The sequence below is a fragment of the Mycobacterium appelbergii genome, assembly GCF_032883035.1.
Classification (GTDB): domain Bacteria; phylum Actinomycetota; class Actinomycetes; order Mycobacteriales; family Mycobacteriaceae; genus Mycobacterium; species Mycobacterium appelbergii.
Map to the genome: position 1 here is coordinate 404,003 of NZ_JAMQTH010000002.1, position 18,218 is coordinate 422,220.

At 64.3% G+C, this 18,218-nt stretch carries 21 protein-coding genes; 14 read left to right on the plus strand and 7 right to left on the minus strand.

Features of this window, described 5'->3' with window-relative positions; genetic code table 11:
- Positions 1–3: 3 nt before the first annotated feature.
- Positions 4–1,002: an acyl-CoA dehydrogenase family protein gene (locus tag M1247_RS06190; protein WP_317155391.1), complete on the minus strand. Its 999-nt coding sequence runs from the start codon at positions 1,000–1,002 to the stop codon at positions 4–6.
- Complete coding sequence (locus M1247_RS06195) at positions 999–2,198, minus strand: acyl-CoA dehydrogenase family protein (RefSeq protein WP_317155392.1); 1,200 nt, start codon at positions 2,196–2,198, stop codon at positions 999–1,001. Before M1247_RS06195 ends, M1247_RS06190 begins: the two co-directional genes overlap by 4 nt.
- 113 nt (positions 2,199–2,311) lie before the next feature.
- On the opposite strand from M1247_RS06195, the gene M1247_RS06200 reads away from it, so the two are divergent.
- From M1247_RS06200 to M1247_RS06245, 10 genes are all read left to right on the plus strand, one after another.
- Positions 2,312–3,808: an aldehyde dehydrogenase family protein gene (locus tag M1247_RS06200; protein ID WP_317155393.1), complete on the plus strand. Its 1,497-nt coding sequence runs from the start codon at positions 2,312–2,314 to the stop codon at positions 3,806–3,808.
- Positions 3,809–3,938: 130 nt separating this feature from the next.
- Positions 3,939–4,727 (plus strand): SDR family NAD(P)-dependent oxidoreductase, encoded by a 789-nt coding sequence (locus M1247_RS06205; RefSeq protein ID WP_317155394.1) that lies wholly within the window; start codon positions 3,939–3,941, stop codon positions 4,725–4,727.
- 2 nt (positions 4,728–4,729) lie between these two features.
- On the plus strand, positions 4,730–5,311 hold the full coding sequence (locus M1247_RS06210; RefSeq protein ID WP_317155395.1) for a nuclear transport factor 2 family protein: 582 nt from the start codon (positions 4,730–4,732) through the stop codon (positions 5,309–5,311).
- Between the two features lie 31 nt (positions 5,312–5,342).
- Entirely contained in the window at positions 5,343–6,554 is a 1,212-nt protein-coding gene (locus M1247_RS06215; RefSeq protein ID WP_317155396.1) for a CaiB/BaiF CoA transferase family protein, read from the plus strand.
- Between the two features lie 2 nt (positions 6,555–6,556).
- Entirely contained in the window at positions 6,557–7,501 is a 945-nt protein-coding gene (locus M1247_RS06220; RefSeq protein WP_317155397.1) for a VOC family protein, read from the plus strand.
- A gap of 35 nt (positions 7,502–7,536) precedes the next feature.
- Positions 7,537–8,358, plus strand: coding sequence for a mycofactocin-coupled SDR family oxidoreductase (locus tag M1247_RS06225; protein ID WP_317155398.1), 822 nt, complete (start codon positions 7,537–7,539; stop codon positions 8,356–8,358).
- A 14-nt stretch (positions 8,359–8,372) separates the two neighbouring features.
- The gene (locus M1247_RS06230) at positions 8,373–9,113 is read left to right on the plus strand and encodes an alpha/beta fold hydrolase (RefSeq protein ID WP_317155399.1); all 741 of its coding nucleotides are present in this window, start codon (positions 8,373–8,375) and stop codon (positions 9,111–9,113) included.
- 6 nt (positions 9,114–9,119) lie between these two features.
- Entirely contained in the window at positions 9,120–9,932 is an 813-nt protein-coding gene (locus tag M1247_RS06235) for an SDR family NAD(P)-dependent oxidoreductase (RefSeq protein ID WP_317155400.1), read from the plus strand.
- 14 nt (positions 9,933–9,946) lie between these two features.
- Positions 9,947–10,393, plus strand: a complete 447-nt coding sequence (locus M1247_RS06240; RefSeq protein ID WP_317155401.1) for a pyridoxamine 5'-phosphate oxidase family protein — start codon at positions 9,947–9,949, stop codon at positions 10,391–10,393.
- Positions 10,383–10,751 carry a hypothetical protein gene (locus tag M1247_RS06245; RefSeq protein WP_317155402.1) on the plus strand — a complete coding sequence of 123 codons (369 nt, stop codon included), beginning with the start codon at positions 10,383–10,385 and terminating at the stop codon, positions 10,749–10,751. Before M1247_RS06240 ends, M1247_RS06245 begins: the two co-directional genes overlap by 11 nt.
- Before the next feature lie 9 nt (positions 10,752–10,760).
- Here M1247_RS06245 and M1247_RS06250 read toward each other — a convergent pair whose 3' ends face one another.
- The 3 genes from M1247_RS06250 to M1247_RS06260 all read right to left on the minus strand — a co-directional run bounded on the left by M1247_RS06250 (position 10,761) and on the right by M1247_RS06260 (position 13,292).
- A complete protein-coding gene (locus tag M1247_RS06250) occupies positions 10,761–11,522 on the minus strand; it encodes an SDR family NAD(P)-dependent oxidoreductase (RefSeq protein WP_317155403.1) in 762 nt (253 codons plus the stop codon).
- 125 nt (positions 11,523–11,647) lie between these two features.
- On the minus strand, positions 11,648–12,973 hold the full coding sequence (locus M1247_RS06255) for a TetR/AcrR family transcriptional regulator (RefSeq protein ID WP_317155404.1): 1,326 nt from the start codon (positions 12,971–12,973) through the stop codon (positions 11,648–11,650).
- A 4-nt stretch (positions 12,974–12,977) separates the two neighbouring features.
- Positions 12,978–13,292 (minus strand): KH domain-containing protein, encoded by a 315-nt coding sequence (locus M1247_RS06260; protein WP_317155405.1) that lies wholly within the window; start codon positions 13,290–13,292, stop codon positions 12,978–12,980.
- A gap of 110 nt (positions 13,293–13,402) precedes the next feature.
- Between M1247_RS06260 and M1247_RS06265 the strand changes: the two genes are divergently transcribed.
- Together M1247_RS06265 and M1247_RS06270 are read left to right on the plus strand one after the other, a co-directional pair.
- Positions 13,403–14,605, plus strand: a complete 1,203-nt coding sequence (locus M1247_RS06265; protein WP_317155406.1) for an amidohydrolase family protein — start codon at positions 13,403–13,405, stop codon at positions 14,603–14,605.
- A gap of 3 nt (positions 14,606–14,608) precedes the next feature.
- Positions 14,609–15,607 carry an NAD-dependent epimerase/dehydratase family protein gene (locus M1247_RS06270; protein WP_317155407.1) on the plus strand — a complete coding sequence of 333 codons (999 nt, stop codon included), beginning with the start codon at positions 14,609–14,611 and terminating at the stop codon, positions 15,605–15,607.
- Here the strand turns inward: M1247_RS06270 and M1247_RS06275 are convergent.
- Positions 15,604–16,086 (minus strand): MarR family winged helix-turn-helix transcriptional regulator, encoded by a 483-nt coding sequence (locus tag M1247_RS06275; protein ID WP_317155408.1) that lies wholly within the window; start codon positions 16,084–16,086, stop codon positions 15,604–15,606. The two genes, M1247_RS06270 and M1247_RS06275, sit on opposite strands and share 4 nt — an antisense overlap.
- A gap of 44 nt (positions 16,087–16,130) precedes the next feature.
- Between M1247_RS06275 and M1247_RS06280 the strand changes: the two genes are divergently transcribed.
- Both M1247_RS06280 and M1247_RS06285 read left to right on the plus strand, forming a co-directional pair.
- Positions 16,131–17,069 (plus strand): spirocyclase AveC family protein, encoded by a 939-nt coding sequence (locus tag M1247_RS06280; protein ID WP_317155409.1) that lies wholly within the window; start codon positions 16,131–16,133, stop codon positions 17,067–17,069.
- On the plus strand, positions 17,066–17,266 hold the full coding sequence (locus tag M1247_RS06285; RefSeq protein ID WP_317155410.1) for a DUF7156 family protein: 201 nt from the start codon (positions 17,066–17,068) through the stop codon (positions 17,264–17,266). The genes M1247_RS06280 and M1247_RS06285 overlap by 4 nt, the downstream gene beginning before the upstream one ends.
- A 24-nt stretch (positions 17,267–17,290) precedes the next feature.
- Here M1247_RS06285 and M1247_RS06290 read toward each other — a convergent pair whose 3' ends face one another.
- Positions 17,291–18,202: an SDR family NAD(P)-dependent oxidoreductase gene (locus tag M1247_RS06290; protein ID WP_317155411.1), complete on the minus strand. Its 912-nt coding sequence runs from the start codon at positions 18,200–18,202 to the stop codon at positions 17,291–17,293.
- Positions 18,203–18,218: the final 16 nt, after the last annotated feature.

Below are 18,218 nucleotides of genomic sequence, written 5' to 3' on the forward strand. Positions count from 1 at the left end.
TCCCTAGTTGGCCCAGGTGACGACCGCGGGCAATGCGCGGCCTGGGGCGTAGCTCTCGAAAAGCTGTTCGCTCAAGTACGATTCGAGCTGATCGTAGGAGCCGCACAGCGCGTCCAGCTGGAACCCGCGCGTGACGTAGCGGTGCAGATCATGCTCGGCGGTCAGGCCGATCGCACCGCACACCTGAAGTGCGACATCGCTGACAGCGCGGTGCGCTCGCCCGGCTGCGGCTTTGGCGATCACCGCCGAGAGCCTGCCGCCGTACCGCCACGATTCGCCCAGGAGTGCGCGGGCGCCGGCGATCCTCGCCGCCGCATCGGCGAGCGCGTGTCGGGGCGACTGGAACGATCCGATCGGTCCGCCGAACTGTACGCGAACGCTCACCTGGTCGACCGCTATGCGCAGCGCCTGCTCGGCCAGCGCAACCAGTTCGGTGGCCAGTGCCCGCTGCGCCGCGGCGAGGGCCTGGTTCCACTGGGCGGATGCCTCGGCAAGGGGGACATCCAGAGGTCCGCTGACCCGGGTCCAGAATGTCGACGCGTCGAAGGTGTCGAGACGCTCACCGTGCAGTTGCGACGCGTCGACCACACCGACCGACACGGTTCCCATCGGCCCGGCCACCGGCACCACCAACCGGCCTTCGAGCGGGCCGAGCAGGACGCCTGATACCCGTTGCTCGTCGGAGCCGGGCAGATATCCGGGGGTCAGGCCGGGCAGCAGGACATGGTCGGCGGGCCGTCCGGTTACCCCGGCCAGTTCGGCCAGCATGGTCCGATCCAGGCAGTCGGTCAGGGCCAGCGAACGACCCTGGGCACGGAACAGCAGCTCACACGCCTCTACCGGGTACTCGGCCTCGATATCCGACCAGCCCAGTTCGGCCAGCCGCGGCCCGATCGCGACGTGTTCGGGCGAGCCCTTGCCTGCCAGTTCGTCGAAGAGCCGGAATACCGCCTCCTCGACCATCGGCCACGTGTCGTCGGTCGCGTGCACGCCCATGTTCATCGCCTCTCCTTGGGGAGTCCGAGGAGATGGTCGGCGATGATGCCGCGCTGCACCTCGGCGGTCCCGCCCATCACCGTGGCGGCACGCGAATACCACCACTCGGCACGCGCGGTGTTCAGAGCCGGGCTGCTCTTCCCCGCAATCATCTGTTCGCGGGTGATTTCCAGGATGAGGTCGTTGACTTCTTTCTCGGCCCGGCCGAACAACAACTTGTCGATGCTGCTGTCCGCGCCGACCGCGTCGCCCGCGGCAAGCCGGCGCACGGTGGTGGCGGTGCGGGCTTGCGCGGCCGCCACGTCGACATACACCCGCGCGAAGCGCTGACGCTGCGCGTCGGTGGCACCTGCGGTCACCATGTCCTCCCGCAGCCTGCTCAGTTCGGTGAGCACCTTGTTGAGCACGGCGTAGCCGTACATGCCGCGCTCATACTGCATGAGGTGCATCGCCACGGCCCAGCCACCGTCGACGTCACCGACCACCCGCTCATGGTCGACCCGGACGTCGTCGAAAAACACCTCGGCCAACTCGCGGCGCCCGCTGGCCAGCGCGATCGGGCGGATCGTGACGCCAGGGGCGTCGGCATCGACGAGGAACATGGTGAGCCCGCGGTGGCGGCTCTCGGGTGCGCCGGTGCGCACCAGCGCCAACAGACGCGTCGCCGTCGGCCCCTGGCTGGTCCAGATCTTCTGGCCGTTGATGACGAATCCGCCTGCGCCGTCGTCGGCCGCGCGGGTGCGCAGCGTCGCCAGGTCGCTACCGGACTCCGGTTCGGAGAAGCTCTGGCCCCACCACTCGGCGCCGCCGAGGTAGCCGGGAAGATACCGGGCGCCCAGGTGCGGCGCGAACTTCAACAGGGCCGGACCAAGCGTCTCCAATGTCCAGTGCTGGGCCGGGATCGGCAGCATCGCATGGCTGAGTTCCTCGTAGTACACGGCCCGGTGGATTTCGTTGCCGCCGAGACCCCCCGCAGACTCCGGCCAGCCGTACCGGTTCCAGCCGTCGGCGTACAGGCGCGCCAGCACGGTGGCATCGTGGGCCAAGCCGTCCTCGGCGCTGGTGAACGCGGCCGAGCGCCATTGATCGGCCGTGTCCAGCTCACGCAGATAACGCCGGAATTCCTGGCGATACACCGCGACTTGGGCGACATACTCGTCGTGACGGCGTGCCGTTACTGCGCCGTCGGCAGGGGCGGTCAACCGGTTCCCCCTTCATTGGGTCGAGGACCCGGTCGAGAAACCGAATCCGCTAAACAGTTATCTATAAACGGCTACAATAGCCCACGCTGACACTTCCAGGAGAGGGACTGCCAATGACGGCTTCATCCGTCGCTGCCGCCACCGTCAACTTCAACCCCGAGTCACGGCTGCTCGTCGACGGCCAACTGCGTGACGCAACGGCCGGTCGGACCGCTGACAACATCAACCCGGCCACCGAAGAGGTGCTCGGCGTCGCCGCTGATGCCGGCGCCGAGGACATGGACGCCGCGATCGCCGCCGCCCGGCATGCGTTCGACAGCACCGACTGGTCGACAAACCGGGACTTCCGTCAACATTGCCTGATGCAGTTGCACGAGGCGCTGCAGCAGGAAAAGGAGGACATGCGCGCCGAGCTGGTCGCCGAGGCCGGCGCGCCTCTCGGCATGACCTACATCGCCCAGTTGGACTGGCCGCTTGCCGATGCGATCCGCTGGCCGGCCGAGCACATCTCGGAGTTCGCCTGGGAACGTCAGCTCGGCGAGGACGCCAAAATGGGTGTGCCCTACAACCGCATGGTGGTCAAAGAGGCCATGGGCGTTGTCGGGGCGATCACACCGTGGAATTTCCCGGTCGAGATCGTCGCTAACAAGGTCGGTCAGATCCTGGCAACGGGTAACACCATGGTGCTCAAGCCGGCTATCGAGACGCCGTGGAGCGTGCTGCGCTGGGGTCGCATCATCGCCGAAAAGACCGATATACCCCCAGGTGTTGTGAATATCGTGACCGCTGCCGACAACAACGTCGCCCAGCGTCTGTTGACCGATCCGCGAGTCGACATGATCTCGTTCACCGGTTCCACCGCGGTCGGCGAACTGATCCAGCAGCTCACCGCCCCGACCATGAAACGCAATCTGCTGGAATTGGGTGGCAAGTCGGTCTACCTGCTGCTCGACGACGTCGACCTTGCCGCTACGGTTCCCGGCTGTATCGGTGCGTTGATGCACTCCGGCCAGGGCTGCGCCCTGACAACCCGGATGCTGGTGCCGCGCAAGCACTATGACGAAGCAGTGGAAATGGCCACCGCGGCGTTCGGCGGTGTGACGGTCGGAGACCCCAGTGACCCGGCGAATTTCTGCGGGCCACTGGTGTCGGCCAAACAGCGTGACCGAGTGCTGGACTACATCCGGGTGGCCAAGGAGCAGGGTGCCCGGGTGACCGTCGGTGGCGGCAAGCCTGAGGGTCTGGACCGTGGATACTTCGTCTCACCAACGGTTCTCGCTGATGTCGCCCCGGAGCACCGGGTGTTCCAGGAGGAGATCTTCGGTCCGGTCATCACGATCACCCCGTATGACGGTGGCGACGACGGTGCGGTCGAGATGGCCAACAACTCGATGTACGGACTGGCAGGCACGGTGCTGGGCTCCAACGAGCGCGCAATGGCCGTGGCCCGGCGCATTCGCTCCGGATCGGTGAACGTCAATGGCGGAATCTTCTATGCGGCCGACGCACCGTTCGGTGGCTACAAGATGAGCGGTATCGGCAGGCAGAACGGCGTCGAGGGATTTGAGCAGCACCTGCAGACCAAGCTGATCGCCTACACGACGGACTAAGTTTCTGACGCCATCGTACATACCGTTGGTGTTGCTAAATATCGTCTCTCTCAGATCAACACCTTCAATTCGGAGTTCTGCTCCGATAGTCTTCTGACAGTACTGTTCACTATATGAAAGGCGATCGCCGGTGGATTTGAATGTCCGCGACAAGGCCTATGTCTTCGTCGGAGGTACGGCTGGGATGGGCTTGGCCGGCGCCGAGGTGGTGGCTGCCGAGGGGGCCGCCGTCGCAGTGATCGGCCGCGACAAGGTGAGGGCCGAAGCGGCCGTCGATTTCCTCACCAGGGCCGGCGCATCCGCGGTGTACAGCGTGATCGCCGACGTGAGTCAGGCAGGCGCGGCCGTCGATGCCGTGACCGAGTCGACGACACTGTTGGGCCGCCTCGACGGCATCGCCGTCACGATGGGCACCGCGGGCATGATGCCGATCGACTCGGACGACGACGCGTGGGGCGGGGCTTTCCGTGATGTGCTGCTCGCGACGACCCGGAGCGTCCAGGCCGCGATCCCGCATCTGATCAGGACGAAAGGGGCGGTCGTCACCACGTCCGCCTACTCGTCACGTGCGCCGCATGAGCCCCGACTGCCGTATGCCAGCCTGAAGGCTGCGGTGGCGACATTCACCCGGGGTATCGCCCGTACGTACGGCAAGGACGGCGTTCGGGCGAACTCCATTGCGCCTGGCGCAGTGGAAACCGATGCACTGCACGCCATTCGCGGCTACGTCGCCGAGAACAAGGGCTATCCGTACGAGGAGGCCCTCGAGCGAGCCCTCGTCGAAGACTTCGGGTTCGATGCGGCCCTGGCCCGCCCGGGGCAACCCGACGAGATCGGCGCGCTGATCGCGTTCCTCTTGTCGGACCGGTGTGGGTTCGTGACGGGCCAGACCATTTATGCCGACGGAGGAGCGCCGTAGCCATGGCCGATCGTGCAGAGGTCGAACGTGAATTCCGGCATTACTACCTGACCGGCCCGGTTCTGGAGGACTGGGTCGGCTGGGCCAACCTGTTCACCGACGACGCCCCCTATTTCGATCACTTCTACGGAACATTCGTCGGCCCCAGCGAGATTGCGCCATACCTGGAAGGCACCATGGGCGCCTCACCCATGGTGTACACGGTTCTGAAGTGGTACGTCATCGATGGCGACCGCGTCGTCTACGAGTGCGTCAACCGGGCTGACAACCCCGAACCGGGAGCGCCACCCATCGATTTCTCGTCCTATCAGATCGTCGACTACGCCGGCGCCGGCAAGTGGAGCCGCGAGGAGGACATCTGGATCATGGGCGAGATGAAGGATTTTGCCCAGCGTTACGTGGCAGCCGAGCGTGCGTTTCCGCAGACCCTCGAGGACAAGCTCAGCCGGGCAGATTGGGGTCCATGGGTCGACTGGGCCCGTCCACAAGCCGGGCACCAGGCCCGTCCGTCGTGGTACGGCAGACCTGATTTCACGCCGTTCCGCAGTATCCGCGACATCGATTTCGGAATCCGATCCCACTGACCAGCAGCCCCAGATCTGAAGCGAGGAATCAATGACCGATATTCTCAACGGAATCCGTGTCGTCGAGTTGGCGGCATGGACGTTCGTTCCGGCCGCAGGTGCGGTGCTCGCCGACTGGGGGGCCGACGTGATCAAGGTCGAACATCCCGAGACCGGAGATCCCCAGCGGGGTTTGATCAGCTCCGGAATCGTCACCGGCGCAGGGGGAGTGAACCACTTCATCGAGCAGCCCAACCGCGGCAAACGCAGCATCGGCCTGGACACCTCGACACCCGAGGGCCTCGAATTGCTGATGAAGCTGATCGAAACCGCCGATGTGTTTGTCACGAACCTACTGCCGGATTCGCGGCAGCGAATGGGCATCGATGTCGATCAGGTCCGGGCGCGCAATCCGAAGATCATCTACGCCAGGGGCCATGGCTACGGGACCAAGGGCGACCAGGCCTCCCAAGGCGGCTTCGACCTCGCGGCCTACTGGGCACGCGGTGGCATCGGCGATGCGTACTCCGACGGTGCCGGCTCCTATCCGCCGATCCAGCGGCCGGCGTTCGGCGACTCGTACGGCGGCCTGGCGATCGCCGGTGGCATCGCCGCGGCTTTGGTCAAGCGCGAGCGCACGGGTGAACCGTCGGTCGTCGACGTGTCGCTGCTCAACGCTGCGATCTGGCAGCTGGGTCCGGACATCGTCGGGTCCGGGGTCACCGGTGAGGACATCCCGAAGTTCAATCTGGACGAGATGCCCAACCCGATCGCCAGCATCTACAAGACCCGCGACAACCGATTCATCGCGTTCGTGCTGCTGCAGGCGGACCGGTTTTGGTCGGATTTCTGTACCCGACTGGGCAGGCCCGAGCTGATCGATGACGAACGATTCGCCAGCGCTGCGGTGCGATTCGGCAACCGTAAAGAGTGCATCGCCGAGCTGCGCCGCAGCTTCGAATCCGAGGATCTGTCGCACTGGGAAAAGGCGTTCGCAGGGTTCGACGGCGTCTGGGACGTGATGCGCACCGCGCGGGAAGTCCACGATGACCCGCAGGTCGTCGCGAACGGCTACCTACCCCGCGCAACGGACGTGAACGGCACTGAGTTCGCGTTGGCGGCCAGCCCGGTGCAGTTCGACGAGGTGCCGTTGAACCTGACCGCTGCTCCCGGCCATGGAGCGCACACCGACGGGCTGCTCGCCGAACTCGGCTTCAGCGAGGACGAGATCATCGACTTCAAGATCAACTCGGTGGTGCTGTAGTAGTGGCTTCCGAAGTGCTGGCCCGGCGTTTCCTGCACGTCAACCTCAACTGCGTTTCGTTGGATACCACCGAGCGGGTATACGGAGATGTGCTCGGTCTGAACGCGCGGATGCGTACCGACCCCGAGGTCGCCACGGACGGGACGATTCTCGGTCTGGACGGTGAAACCTTCTGTGCCACCTCGTTTCTTTACGATGCCCGCGGTGGCCGGGGCGGCTGCGCGCTCGAGGCGATCGAGTATCACTCACCGGCGTTGAGCCGCGACCCGAGTGCTGATCCGGTGCGGGCCGGGATCCGCGCCGCGCAACTGGGCGTCGCGGACGTCGAGAATGTGGCCGCGGCACTACGTGACGCTGGGCTGACGGTGGGGGAGCCGGTCGACGGTCTGATCGGAGGCGGGAAGTCGGTGCTCGCGTTGGACCCCGATGGCGTCGTGATCGAACTGACCGAACTTCCTGCCGGTGCGGATCCGTCCAGGGGTGCTCTGTTCAACGGCATCCGGATCGCGGCGATCGACGCAGCGGCCACCGGCGCGTTCCTGACTGCCATCGGATTCGAGGAGGTGGATGCCCCGAGGGCGGTTTCGGTCTCCGGGACGCAACTGGCTCCTGGCGGATCGGGCGAAACGGACTGCGTTGTGGCCCGTTACGCGCTGGCCGAGGACGGACATCAGTTCACGTTGGTGGTGGTGCAGCACCCTGACACGGCACCGGCACCGGTGCCGTGGGGTGGCAATCGGCAGGGGTTGTACCGCTGCGCACTGCGGGTGGAGAACGTCCGTGACGGGTTGGCAGCAGTGCCCGATTCGGTTGAGCGCATGGGTGATCCGGTGTGGTGTCCGCTGCCGGGGACCAAGATCGAGGGGCTGCACATCGCCTTCCTGCGCTCACCGGACGGTGTGGTTTTTGAGTTCGTCGAGCGACCGCTCGCCTACTTCAGCCGTTAGCTCACGCCGTCTGGCAGAGCGTGAAGGGGATCAATATGGAACAGCTGACAGGCAAGGTCGCGTTGGTTACCGGCGCGGCGCGTGGCCAAGGACGCAGTCACGCCGTGGCGCTAGCTGCAGAAGGCGCCGATATCATCGCGATCGATCTTGCGGCGAACATCGACTCGATTCCGTACGCGTTGGGAACCAAGGAGGATCTCGACGAGACCGCACGACTCGTCCGCGAGACCGGTCGAGGTGTCGCAACGTATGTCTGCGATGTCCGACACCTCGCCGAGCTACAGGCGTGTGTGCAGTCGGGTATCGCCGAGCTCGGAGACATCGATGTGGTGGTGGCCAATGCCGGTGTGGTTGCGACCGGCCGGACCGATCCGCTCGACGAACAGGTCTATCGGGACATCGTCGAAACCAATCTTTTCGGCGCCTGGAACACGATCGTCGCCGGAGTGCCTTCGATCATCCGTAAAGGCACCGGCGGCTCGATCGTCTTGACGAGTTCGACGCAAGGGCTGGTCGGCCGCGGCGGCGACGGATCGGCGGCCGCGTTTGGCTACGCCTCGTCCAAACACGGGGTCGTCGGCCTGATGCGGTCGGCCGCACATGCCTACGCCGAGCACAACATTCGGGTCAATACGGTGCACCCGACCGGGGTTGCCACGCCCATGGTACTCAACGAGCATATGGCCCAGGTGTTTCAGGACAATCCGTCGGCGCCGAAACTCGCGACTAACCTACTCCCGGTTCCGTTCATCGAGGCCCAGGACGTCACCAACGTGGTGGTATGGCTGGCCAGCGACAAGGCGCGGTATGTCACCGGAGCCACTCTTCCGGTGGACGCCGGCTTCACTGCGCTGTAGAGCGCCGTATGGCAATGAACGCAGCGCCCCAGCCCGCATTCGTCTTCATCCACGGCGGTAAGTTCGACGCTCGATGCTGGCAACCGACCATCACCGAAATGGAACAGCGTTCTCCGCACCTGTGGTACCTGTCCGCGAACCTGCCTGGAAGACAGGACATACCAGCCGATGTGCGGACTCTGACGATCGCCGAGTGCGTCGACTCCGTCGTGGGGCAGATCGAACAGGCCGGCCTCGACGACGTGATCCTGGTCGGACACTCTCTGGCAGGTGTTGTCATCCCCGATGTTGCGGCCCGACTCGGCGCCCGACGTGTTCAGCGGACCATTCTCCTGGCCTGCAATGTGCCGCCCGACGGCAAGAGCGTCGTCAGCACGCTGAAACCGCCGATTCGCTTCTTCGCCAGGATGAACATCGACCGACTACCGGTGTGGATGGCACGCTGGATGTTCTGCAACGGGATGACCGATCAACAGCGCGAGCATTCACTGCGCCTCTTGGTTCCCGAATCGCTCAGTATCGTGCATGAACCGGTTGATCGATCGCGGATGCCGATGGAGGTTCCTCGCACGTGGATCCTCACCCTGCGTGATCACGTCCTGCCGGTCGACGTTCAGCGCCGCTTCATCGCCAACCTTGGTGGTGTGGACGAGGTCATTGAGCTCGACACCTGCCACAACGCCATGATTTCCGAACCGGCCGAACTTGCGTCAATTCTTCTGCGCCACCTGGCCGTGGCGCCGACACCGAAGTGAGGTCCGATGGGCAAGACGATCATCATCACCGGAGCCAGTGACGGGATCGGCCGCGCGGCAGCGCAGGCTCTTTCCGGAGCTGGACACACGATCGTCGTGGTGGGGCGTTCGCCCGACAAGACAAAGGCCGTCGCCGACGAGGTCGGCGGTCGATATCACGTCGCCGATTTCGCCCGGCTCGATGACGTTCGCCGGCTGGCCGCAGAGCTACTCGAGCGCTATCCGGTTGTCGACGTGTTGTGCAACAACGCCGGTGGTATCATGGGGCCGCGCCGCACCACTGTCGATGGTCACGAAATGACGTTCCAAGTCAATCACCTTGCGCCGTTCCTGCTCACCCAGACCTTGTTGCCGTGCCTGGCAGCCAGTAGGGCAACGGTTATCGCCACATCGAGCAGCGTCAATCGTCGTGGCCGGATACGGCTGGACGACGTGGACGGACAGCGAAAGTATTCGGCCACCGGCGCGTATTCGGCGGCCAAGTTGGCGAATATCCTGTTCACCAAAGAACTTCACCGCAGATACGCCGACGCCGGAGTTGCCGCCGCGTCATTCGAACCGGGTCCCGTCGCGTCGAACTTCGGGGCCGAATCAACGCTGCTGATGCGGCTTGTGTACCACTCGTTTGTACACCGATTCCTGCTGTCGCCATCGCAGGGTGCGGACACCCTCGTGTGGTTGGCCGGCTCAGAACCGGGGGTCGACTGGGCCCCTGGTCAGCACTATGGAAAGCGGAAACCGGTGAAGGTAAACAGGTCAGCCGACGACGCGGTGCTCGGGAAACGTCTCTGGGAGCAGACCGAGCAGATGGCACAGTGATGCACGCGGCAAACGTGGCTGATTTCCTGCGCCACAATCGCCGCGCGTTTCTTTTCTGCCGAGACGGGTCGGGTCGGCCGATCGGCTACGCGATGCAATCCATCGGGTACAAGCCCGCAAACCTGTACTTCGCGACCTACGTCAAGAGCCCGAAAGTGAAGCACCTGCTTGCCGATCCCGCGGTGGCGTGCATTGTGTTGGGGGAGTGTGACGGCACCGTTCGGCCTTGGGTTTCGGTCCGTGGTACCGCGGAAGTCTATCGACCATCCGTCGAGGAGATCCACGAGATGATCGGGATGGCACCGTCAGACCGGCGTGTTCCGGAATCGGTGGTGGCTTCCGTGCGCGATCGATTGATCGTCGGCAAGCGGTGCTTCATCCGCCTGGCGCTCGACGAAGTCGTAGCGGCCCGGCTCTGCGGCGGGGATAACGATGTCAGGCAGGGTGATCGTGCCATCTGAGCGCAAGGGCGGGCCGGTCCCCATGTCGCCCGACGAGCTGGCCGCGTTTCTCGGCGCGCAACCGACCGGGGCCATCTGTGTGACCGACTCCGACGGCGGGCTGGTGGCGCTGCCCGCGCGCGTTCTCGGTCAGAAAGAGGGCTTCCTGGAGGCCGAGGTGGAAGGGCTGGACGTTGCGCCCGCGCCATCGACAGGCACGTGTGTCGTCGCCGACCGCTTCCCGTCCTACGAGGCGATACGCGGGGTCATAGCGCAAGGTTCAGTTGCGTCCACCGATCACGCCGCGGATGGGATATCGACCGTTGCAGTGGCAGTTTCCCGGACGGTCACGTTCTCTTTCGCCAACGTCACCTTCTGACCGTGGGACCTACGTGCTGGATTGCAGGTATGCGCCGTCGATTTCCACGGTGGTCGCGGTGATGAAGCTGGCCGCGTCCGAGAGCAGGAATGCCACGACATCGGCGACCTCCTCAGGGCGACCCATGCGGCCCATTGGGATGATCCGTGCCCACTCGTCCTGCATCTCCTGCGGAAAACTAGCCATCTGGGGCGTCTGGACCGTCCCTGGCGCTACCGCGTTGACGCGGATGCTGTTGCGGGCGTAGTCGAGTCCGGCGTTGCGGGTCAGTCCGACGACTCCGTGTTTGGCCGCGACGTAGGCGTGCAGGCCGGACGCCGCCTTGAGCGCGGCTCCGGAGGCGGTGTTGACGATTGCCCCACCGCCGTGGTCGATCATGTGCGCGATCTCGGCCCGCATGCAGAAAAACGTTCCGCGCAGCCCAATTCCGGTGATCGTGTCGAACAGCTCGGTGCTCAACTCGTGGAGGGGGGTTGGGACGTGGCCGATGGCCGCATTGTTGTGCGCCAGATGCAGTCCACCGTAAGTGGAGACGGTGAAGTCGATCAGGGAGTTCACGTCCTCTTCGAGGGAAACGTCAGTGCGCCGGAATACGGCATTGCCACCGCGTTCGGTGATCTCGGTGACCACGCGGTCCCCGCCATCCTCATCGATGTCCGCGACGACCACTGTGGCCCCGTGTTCGGCGAGTCGTTTGGCAGTGGCTTCCCCGATACCTGATGCCGCGCCGGTGACGACCGCGACTTTCGAGTCGAAATTGATGAAGGTCACGTCGCTCCTGCTGCGTAGTAAATCAACACTGGCACCGACCCGGGTCCAGCTACGAATATTTGACAGTCTACTGTCAAATATGTGAACCATGGATGCACACTGGTCGAATTGCCGCCGGGCCGACCCTAATCCGCGTGTGACCGCAGTAACGAGCGCTGGAGAAGGCGCACCATGAGTGCCGCGGTGCGGTCCACATCATCGTGGGGCGACGACGACTCGGTCATCCGTCCGAGGACCGCCATGAAGATGGCGGTCGCGGCCCGCCGGTCCATGTCGCCCGGTAGTGCGGCGCCATCGAGTACCGCGGTTGCGGCGGCGCTCATCTGTTCGATTCCGGCGCGGAGTTCTTCGCTCGACAATTGTTCGGCCACAGCGCCGTCGAACCACGCCCGGATGACGCCACTGTATGTGCGGTGGAACGTGACATAGCGCCTCATCCAGGTTTCGAGCGAAGCCGTGGCGTGACTGAGCTCGGCGAGCGCGGACAGCTCGGCGGCGAGGCGTGAGCTGTGGCTGATCGCTGAATTGGTGAGTTCGGCCAGTACCTTGGTTTTGCTGTTGAAATAGCGGTACAGCGTGGCGCGGCTGATGCCGGCGGCCGAGGCGATGTCGTCCATCGAGACCGAGTAGTAGCCGAGCTCGGCGAACAGGGTTGAGCTCACTGACAGGACATCCTCGCGTGCCGGCCAGTCGTCGCCCTCGGCCGACACCGACGACTGGCCCGGTTCGGCGATGCCGGCATGGGGCAACCTCTTGACGGGCGGGGCCTGTCCCGCCCCGATCACTGCCGTGGGGGTGTCAGGGAACAACATCAGCTGCAAGGCGATGGCCAATGCGTCCGAAGTTGCGGTGCGGCTGGGCAAGTCGAACATTGCGCGATAGCGGTACAGATTGACCATGTGCGAGATCCGCATCAGCACACTGGCCGCGTCCGTGGGATCCAGCCCCTCGATCCCGATGCCCGTGAGGTGATCGGTGATCAGGGCACGGAACTGCCTGGCGACGGGGCCCGCATCGGTGACCGGGAGGCTTTCGAAGGTGCCGATACCGGGGAATTCCAGAAGCACTACCGCGTACCTGTCGTAGATGTCCGCCCATTCGTACAGCCAGCGGCGGAGGTTGTGCAGGCCATGGGCGTGCGGGCCGAGAGCGGTGAGGGTGCGGGCGTGCGTCAATACGGCGGCCTCGCACTCACGAACCAGTTCGGCGTAGATGTCTTCCTTGCTGGTGAAATACTGGTAGATGGTCGCGCGGGATCTCCCCATGGCTTTCGCGATCGCCTCGACCGACGTTGCGTGATAGCCGTTGACGATGATGAGGTCCGCCGCATGGGCTTTGATCTTGTTCCTGGTGCGGGCGCCTCGCCGGCCCACAACGGACTCCGGGGCTGTCGCGTAGCCGGGACGCCGACCGGCCCGGAGCGGCGGGTCGCCGTTGGTTGGTGTTGGCACCACTTCAGTCAACCGCAGGGCCCGGTAGATTTCGCTTCGCTCTCCCGGGGTAGCCGAAGAATTTTTCGAAGTTGACGTCGTTGATGGGCTGTGCCGCGTTGCGCTGGGCCGCAGCGCGCAATACGACCAGCCGCGCCCGGGCAGTTTCGATACCTGTTGGCGTGCCCGATATCTGAAGCTGGTCGAGATGCGCCGACGCGGCTGCGATCTCGAGCCGCAGTCGCTCGCCGGCTTCGCCGAAGGTCAGCAGGTCGTGATCGTCCTCATCGACCTTCTGGCGGGCGTCCCCGTTCACGGAGGGGTCCTTTGAGGCGGACATTCTTTCCTTTCGGGTGTGGACGACTGTGACTCCCATCATATACTCTCGTGAGACGCACCGTCAGGTTTTGAGACTGACCGTCAGGCGTTAGACGTTATGAGGGAGACACCATGCCGCTTCAAGACGACCATCAGATCGTGTCAGTTGACGACCATCTCATCGAGCACCCCCGGGTGTGGCAGGACCGGTTGCCTGCCAAGTGGCGCGAGGCGGGTCCGCGCATCGTCGAGACGGACAGCAAGCATCTTTGGCACTACGACGGGCAGGTCTACCCGACGATCGGTCTGAACGCGGTGGCGGGTAAGCCTCCCGAGGAGTGGGGGATGGATCCCGTTCGCTACGAGGACATGATCCCCGGTTGTTACGACCCGGTCGCCAGGGTCGCCGATATGGATCTCGACGGTGTGCAGTCCGCGCTGTGTTTCCCCTCGTTCCCGGGTTTCGGCGGCGGCACCTTCTTCCGCGCCAACGACAAGGAGTTGGCCTTGTTGTGTGTCAAGGCGTGGAACGACTTCTACATCGACGAGTGGTGTGCCACTGCGCCGGATCGCTTCATCCCGCTGGCGATCCTGCCCGTCTGGGACATCGACGCTACCGTGGCCGAGGCGCAGCGGGTCGCGGCCAAGGGTGCGCGCACGATTTCGTTCCCGGACAGCCCGGTTCCACTGGGCCTGCCGTCATTCCACTCCGATCACTGGGATCCGCTGTGGCGGGTGTGCTCGGAGACTGAGATGCCGGTGTCACTGCACTTCGGCTCGGGGTCGTTTGTTCCCGGGTTCTCGTTCTCCTCGTTGAAGCCGGACAACAGCATGACGAAGGCGTTGCCGGATGCGCCGTTCGTTGTGGCGACCACGCTGTTCTCGTGCAACTTGATGTGGAGCACAGTGGATTTGTTGTTCTCCGGCAAGCTGCAGCAGTTCCCGGACCTGCAGATCTCATTGGCCGAGGGTGGGATCGGTTGGGTGCCCTACATCTTGGAGCGTGCCGACTACGTGTGGGAGCGCCACCGTTACTACCAGAACATTGATTTCGACGCCCGGCCGTCGGATCTGTTCGGTAAGCATTTCTGGGGTTGTTTCATCGATGACGAGCACGGGTTGAAGAACCGTCACGAGATCGGTATCGACCGCATCACCTTGGAGATCGACTTTCCGCATTCGGATTCCAACTGGCCGAACTCGCGCAAGCGCGCCGCCGAAGTGCTCGCCGATGTTCCCGACGACGAGTGCTCACTGATCGTCGAGGAGAACGCTCGCCGCATGCTGAACTACCCGCGCGTGCAGACGGATTCACCCGTTTTGGTTTCCCAGTAGACCGTGACGGGCCGGACAAAGCTGGTAATCGGTGCCAGCGGCTTCTTGGGGTCGCACGTCGCACGCCAGTTGGTGGAGCGGGGGGAGTCGGTGCGGGTTCTGCTCCGCCGGACCAGTTCAACCAAGGCGGTCGACGATCTCGAGGTCGAATGCAGGTACGGCGATATTTTCGATATCGCCGCGGTGCGCGAGGCCATGGACGGTTGTGACGATGTGTACTACTGCGTCGTTGACGCGCGAGCATGGTTGCGCGACCCCGCCGATCTGTTTCGTACCAACGTCGAAGGGCTGCGTCAGGTCCTCGAGGTTGCGGCTGACGCCGAGCTGCGGCGCTTCGTGTTCACCAGCACGATCGGCACCATCGCGTTATCCGAGCATGGCGGACCCGTCACCGAGGACGAGCCGTTCAACTGGCTCGATCGGGGCGGGGGCTACATCCGCTCTCGCGTCGAAGCCGAGAACCTGGTGCTGGACTACGCGCGCGACCGCGGGCTGCCTGCGGTCGCACTGTGCGTGTCCAACACCTACGGTCCCGGCGACTGGCAACCCACCCCGCACGGCTCGTTGGTGGCCGCAGCCGCCGCGGGGAAGATGCCTGTCTACGTCAAAGACATGGCGATGGAAGTCGTCGGCATCCAAGACGCCGCCCGCGCGCTGATCCTCGCCGCCGACAAAGGTCGCGTGGGGGAGCGCTATATCATCTCGGAGCGGTTCATCACCGCTCGGGAACTGTACGGAACCGCGGCGGACGCCGCCGGTGCCAAGCGACCGCGGTTCGGGATTCCGCTCAAGGTGATGTACGCCTTGGGGTTTGGCGGGGATGTGGTCGCAACCGTGCTTCGCCGCGACATGTTGCTGTCCACGCTGAGCGTGCGATTGATGCACATCATGTCACCGATGGATCACGGCAAGGCCGAGCGGGAACTGGGATGGCATCCCGAACCCGTCCACGACTCGATCCGCAAGGCCGTGGAGTTCTATCGCGGCCGGGCGGCTGGTTAGGCCGGTCCGAGCTGCAGACTCTGGCAGATGTCGGCCAGCGCTGATCGCAGCTGCCCGAGGCGCCGGGCACCGATGATGTCTGCGATCTCGGCATCGAGTCGCTCACCGACCGCGGCGGCGTCGGCCATCATGTCGACCCCCTGCCGGGTGTATCGAACGACCTTGGCGCGCCGGTCCTGAGGGTCGGCGACACGCTCGACGTAACCCAGCTTTTCGAGTTCGTCGACGAGCTGTCCGATGGCGTTCTTCGAGACGTCCTGGGCTCGGGCGATATCGGAGATGCGGCTGCCCTCCCAGCTCAGGAAGACCATCAGCCGGGCATGTGCGGGCCGCAGCCCGGTGTGCCCGAGCGAGTGGGCGCGTTCGAGGCTGGCGCGCATCATCCACTCACCGAACTCGATGGCATGACGCTGCAGCGAACTCGTCTGAAACAACACGAGTTCGCGCTCTGGCCTGGCCCGAGACGTTTCGCTGTTCACCCGGTTGACATTACAGCCGCAAATGGTGAAGCTAGGTTCACCATTTGTCCGCACTGGAGGGCCCTGTGTATCTCGCCGCCGACCAGCTGGTGCCACCGGCCACGCTTGATCCCAGCGGAGTCTGGGTGTTCAACTGGGTGATCCCGATCGCGGGCGGCATCGTCATCGTGCTGGCCATCGCCGATGTCATCCGAAGAAGACGACTCACCTGGGGTTTTCTGTTCCTTTTCAACAGCATCGCCGTGTACTGGATGGAGTCCATCGGCGACTGGGGCCAGCAGCTGTTCTACAGTCCGGCGTTCACTGAGCACCACCTGCTGGAATGGCTGCCGTTGAAGACGCCCAACGACCCGTTGTTCATGCCCTTCGCCTACGCAGTCTACTGGGGTGTGCATGCGCTGCTGGTGCTGTGGCTGAGTCAGTGGGTGTCATCCAAGTTCGGCTGGAGCATGCTGAAATCGATGCTGGTGCTGGCGATCCCGGTCAACTATGTCTGGGATTTCCTCGTGGAGGGCACCGCTACCGCGATGGGTTGGTGGACCTACGATCCCGGCATCGGCCCGGTCCTGGAATGGGACAACGGTGGCCGGATCACGCTGCTGTGGACCATCGGCATCATGTGCACCTGGCCGAATCTGATTGCCTATTGGGCCGGTAAGCCCCCGATCCGGGGACTCAACCACCTTGAGCGGTTCTGTCGCTTGGATCGGTTCACCAGACCCAAGTCTGCATCGAGCGGGCCGGCCGACGGTGGCGTCACACCAAAGGGTGGTGTCGCAGTGGCCGCGGTGCGGGCGATGACAAAAGAGCATGAGTTCGACAGCTTCCTCAACTACGAGGTCACCATCGCGCGTTGGCGGTTCGAACTGATGCGCCTGGGCGCATGGTTCATCGGCTTCCAGGTGACGTTCCTCGTATTCCTGGTTCTGCCATTGGTGATCATGCGGTGGGCGACCGGATCCAGCAGTCCCTACATCCCGTGACTCGAAAGGGCGACATGTTCTCCGAACCGCGCAAGCGCACGAGCATGAAGGACATGCCTGCCGAGTTTTTCCTCCCGCCGCAGACCAACACCGCACTGTGGGCCGAGACGGTCAAGCTCGTCGTCGGCTGCGTGGCTTATCTGGTGGTTCTCGGTATCGTCGTGGCGCTTACCCAGGGCATCGTCGTGTCAGTGTGATTTCGCGGAACGGTAGGCACACCGCTACAACGCAGGCAGGGGACCGGCCAACCCGCGCGGCGACGTGCCATAGAGCCAGCTGACTGCCTGGCCGATCTCGGAGAAACTCAGCGACTCACCATCTTTGGCGTGGTACGCGCCCGGCGCTTCGGTGAAGCTGTCGATCCGGGTGAGTTTGTCGCCGTCGATGCGCAGGATCTGCCCGGTCAGCCAGGATGACTGCGCGGACTGTAGCCATGCCACCACGGCCGAGCTGCGAGCGGGATCCAGCGCGGGATCGTCGGCGCGGCCGCTGAACACATCTTCGGTCATCCGGGACCTTGCCAACGGTGAGATCGCGTTGACGGCAACGCCATAACGTTGCGCCTCCATTGCGGTGACCACGGTCAGGTTTGCGATGGCGGCCTTGGCGGCGCCGTATGCACTTTGCCCGACATTGCCCCACAACCCCGCACCCGAGACGGTGTTCACGATATGCGCATCGATCTGGTTGCCGGCCTTTGACTCTGCGCGCCAATACTCGCAGGCGTGCCGGGTCACCGTGAACGTGCCCTTCAGGTGCACGGCTATCACCGCGTCCCAGTCCGACTCCGACGCGGTCGCGATCATGCTGTCGCGCAGGATGCCCGCATTGTTCACCACACCGGTGAGCGAGCCGAACGTGCTGACCGCTGTGGAGATCATGTCGGCAACGTCGTCCCACGACGACACCGACCCGGTGTGCGCCACGGCCTTGCCGCCAGCCGACTCAATCTCGGCAACGACGTCAGCGGCGGGACCAGATCCGTCGCCGCTGGAGCCGTCCCTGCTGACGCCGGGGTCGTTCACCACGATGGCAGCGCCCTGTCGGGCCAGTTCGAGGCAGTGGCCACGGCCGATGCCGCGACCGCCACCGGTTACGAGGACAACCTTGTCGGTCAGGGAACCCTCAGGCATAGCGCGTTGTCTCCTT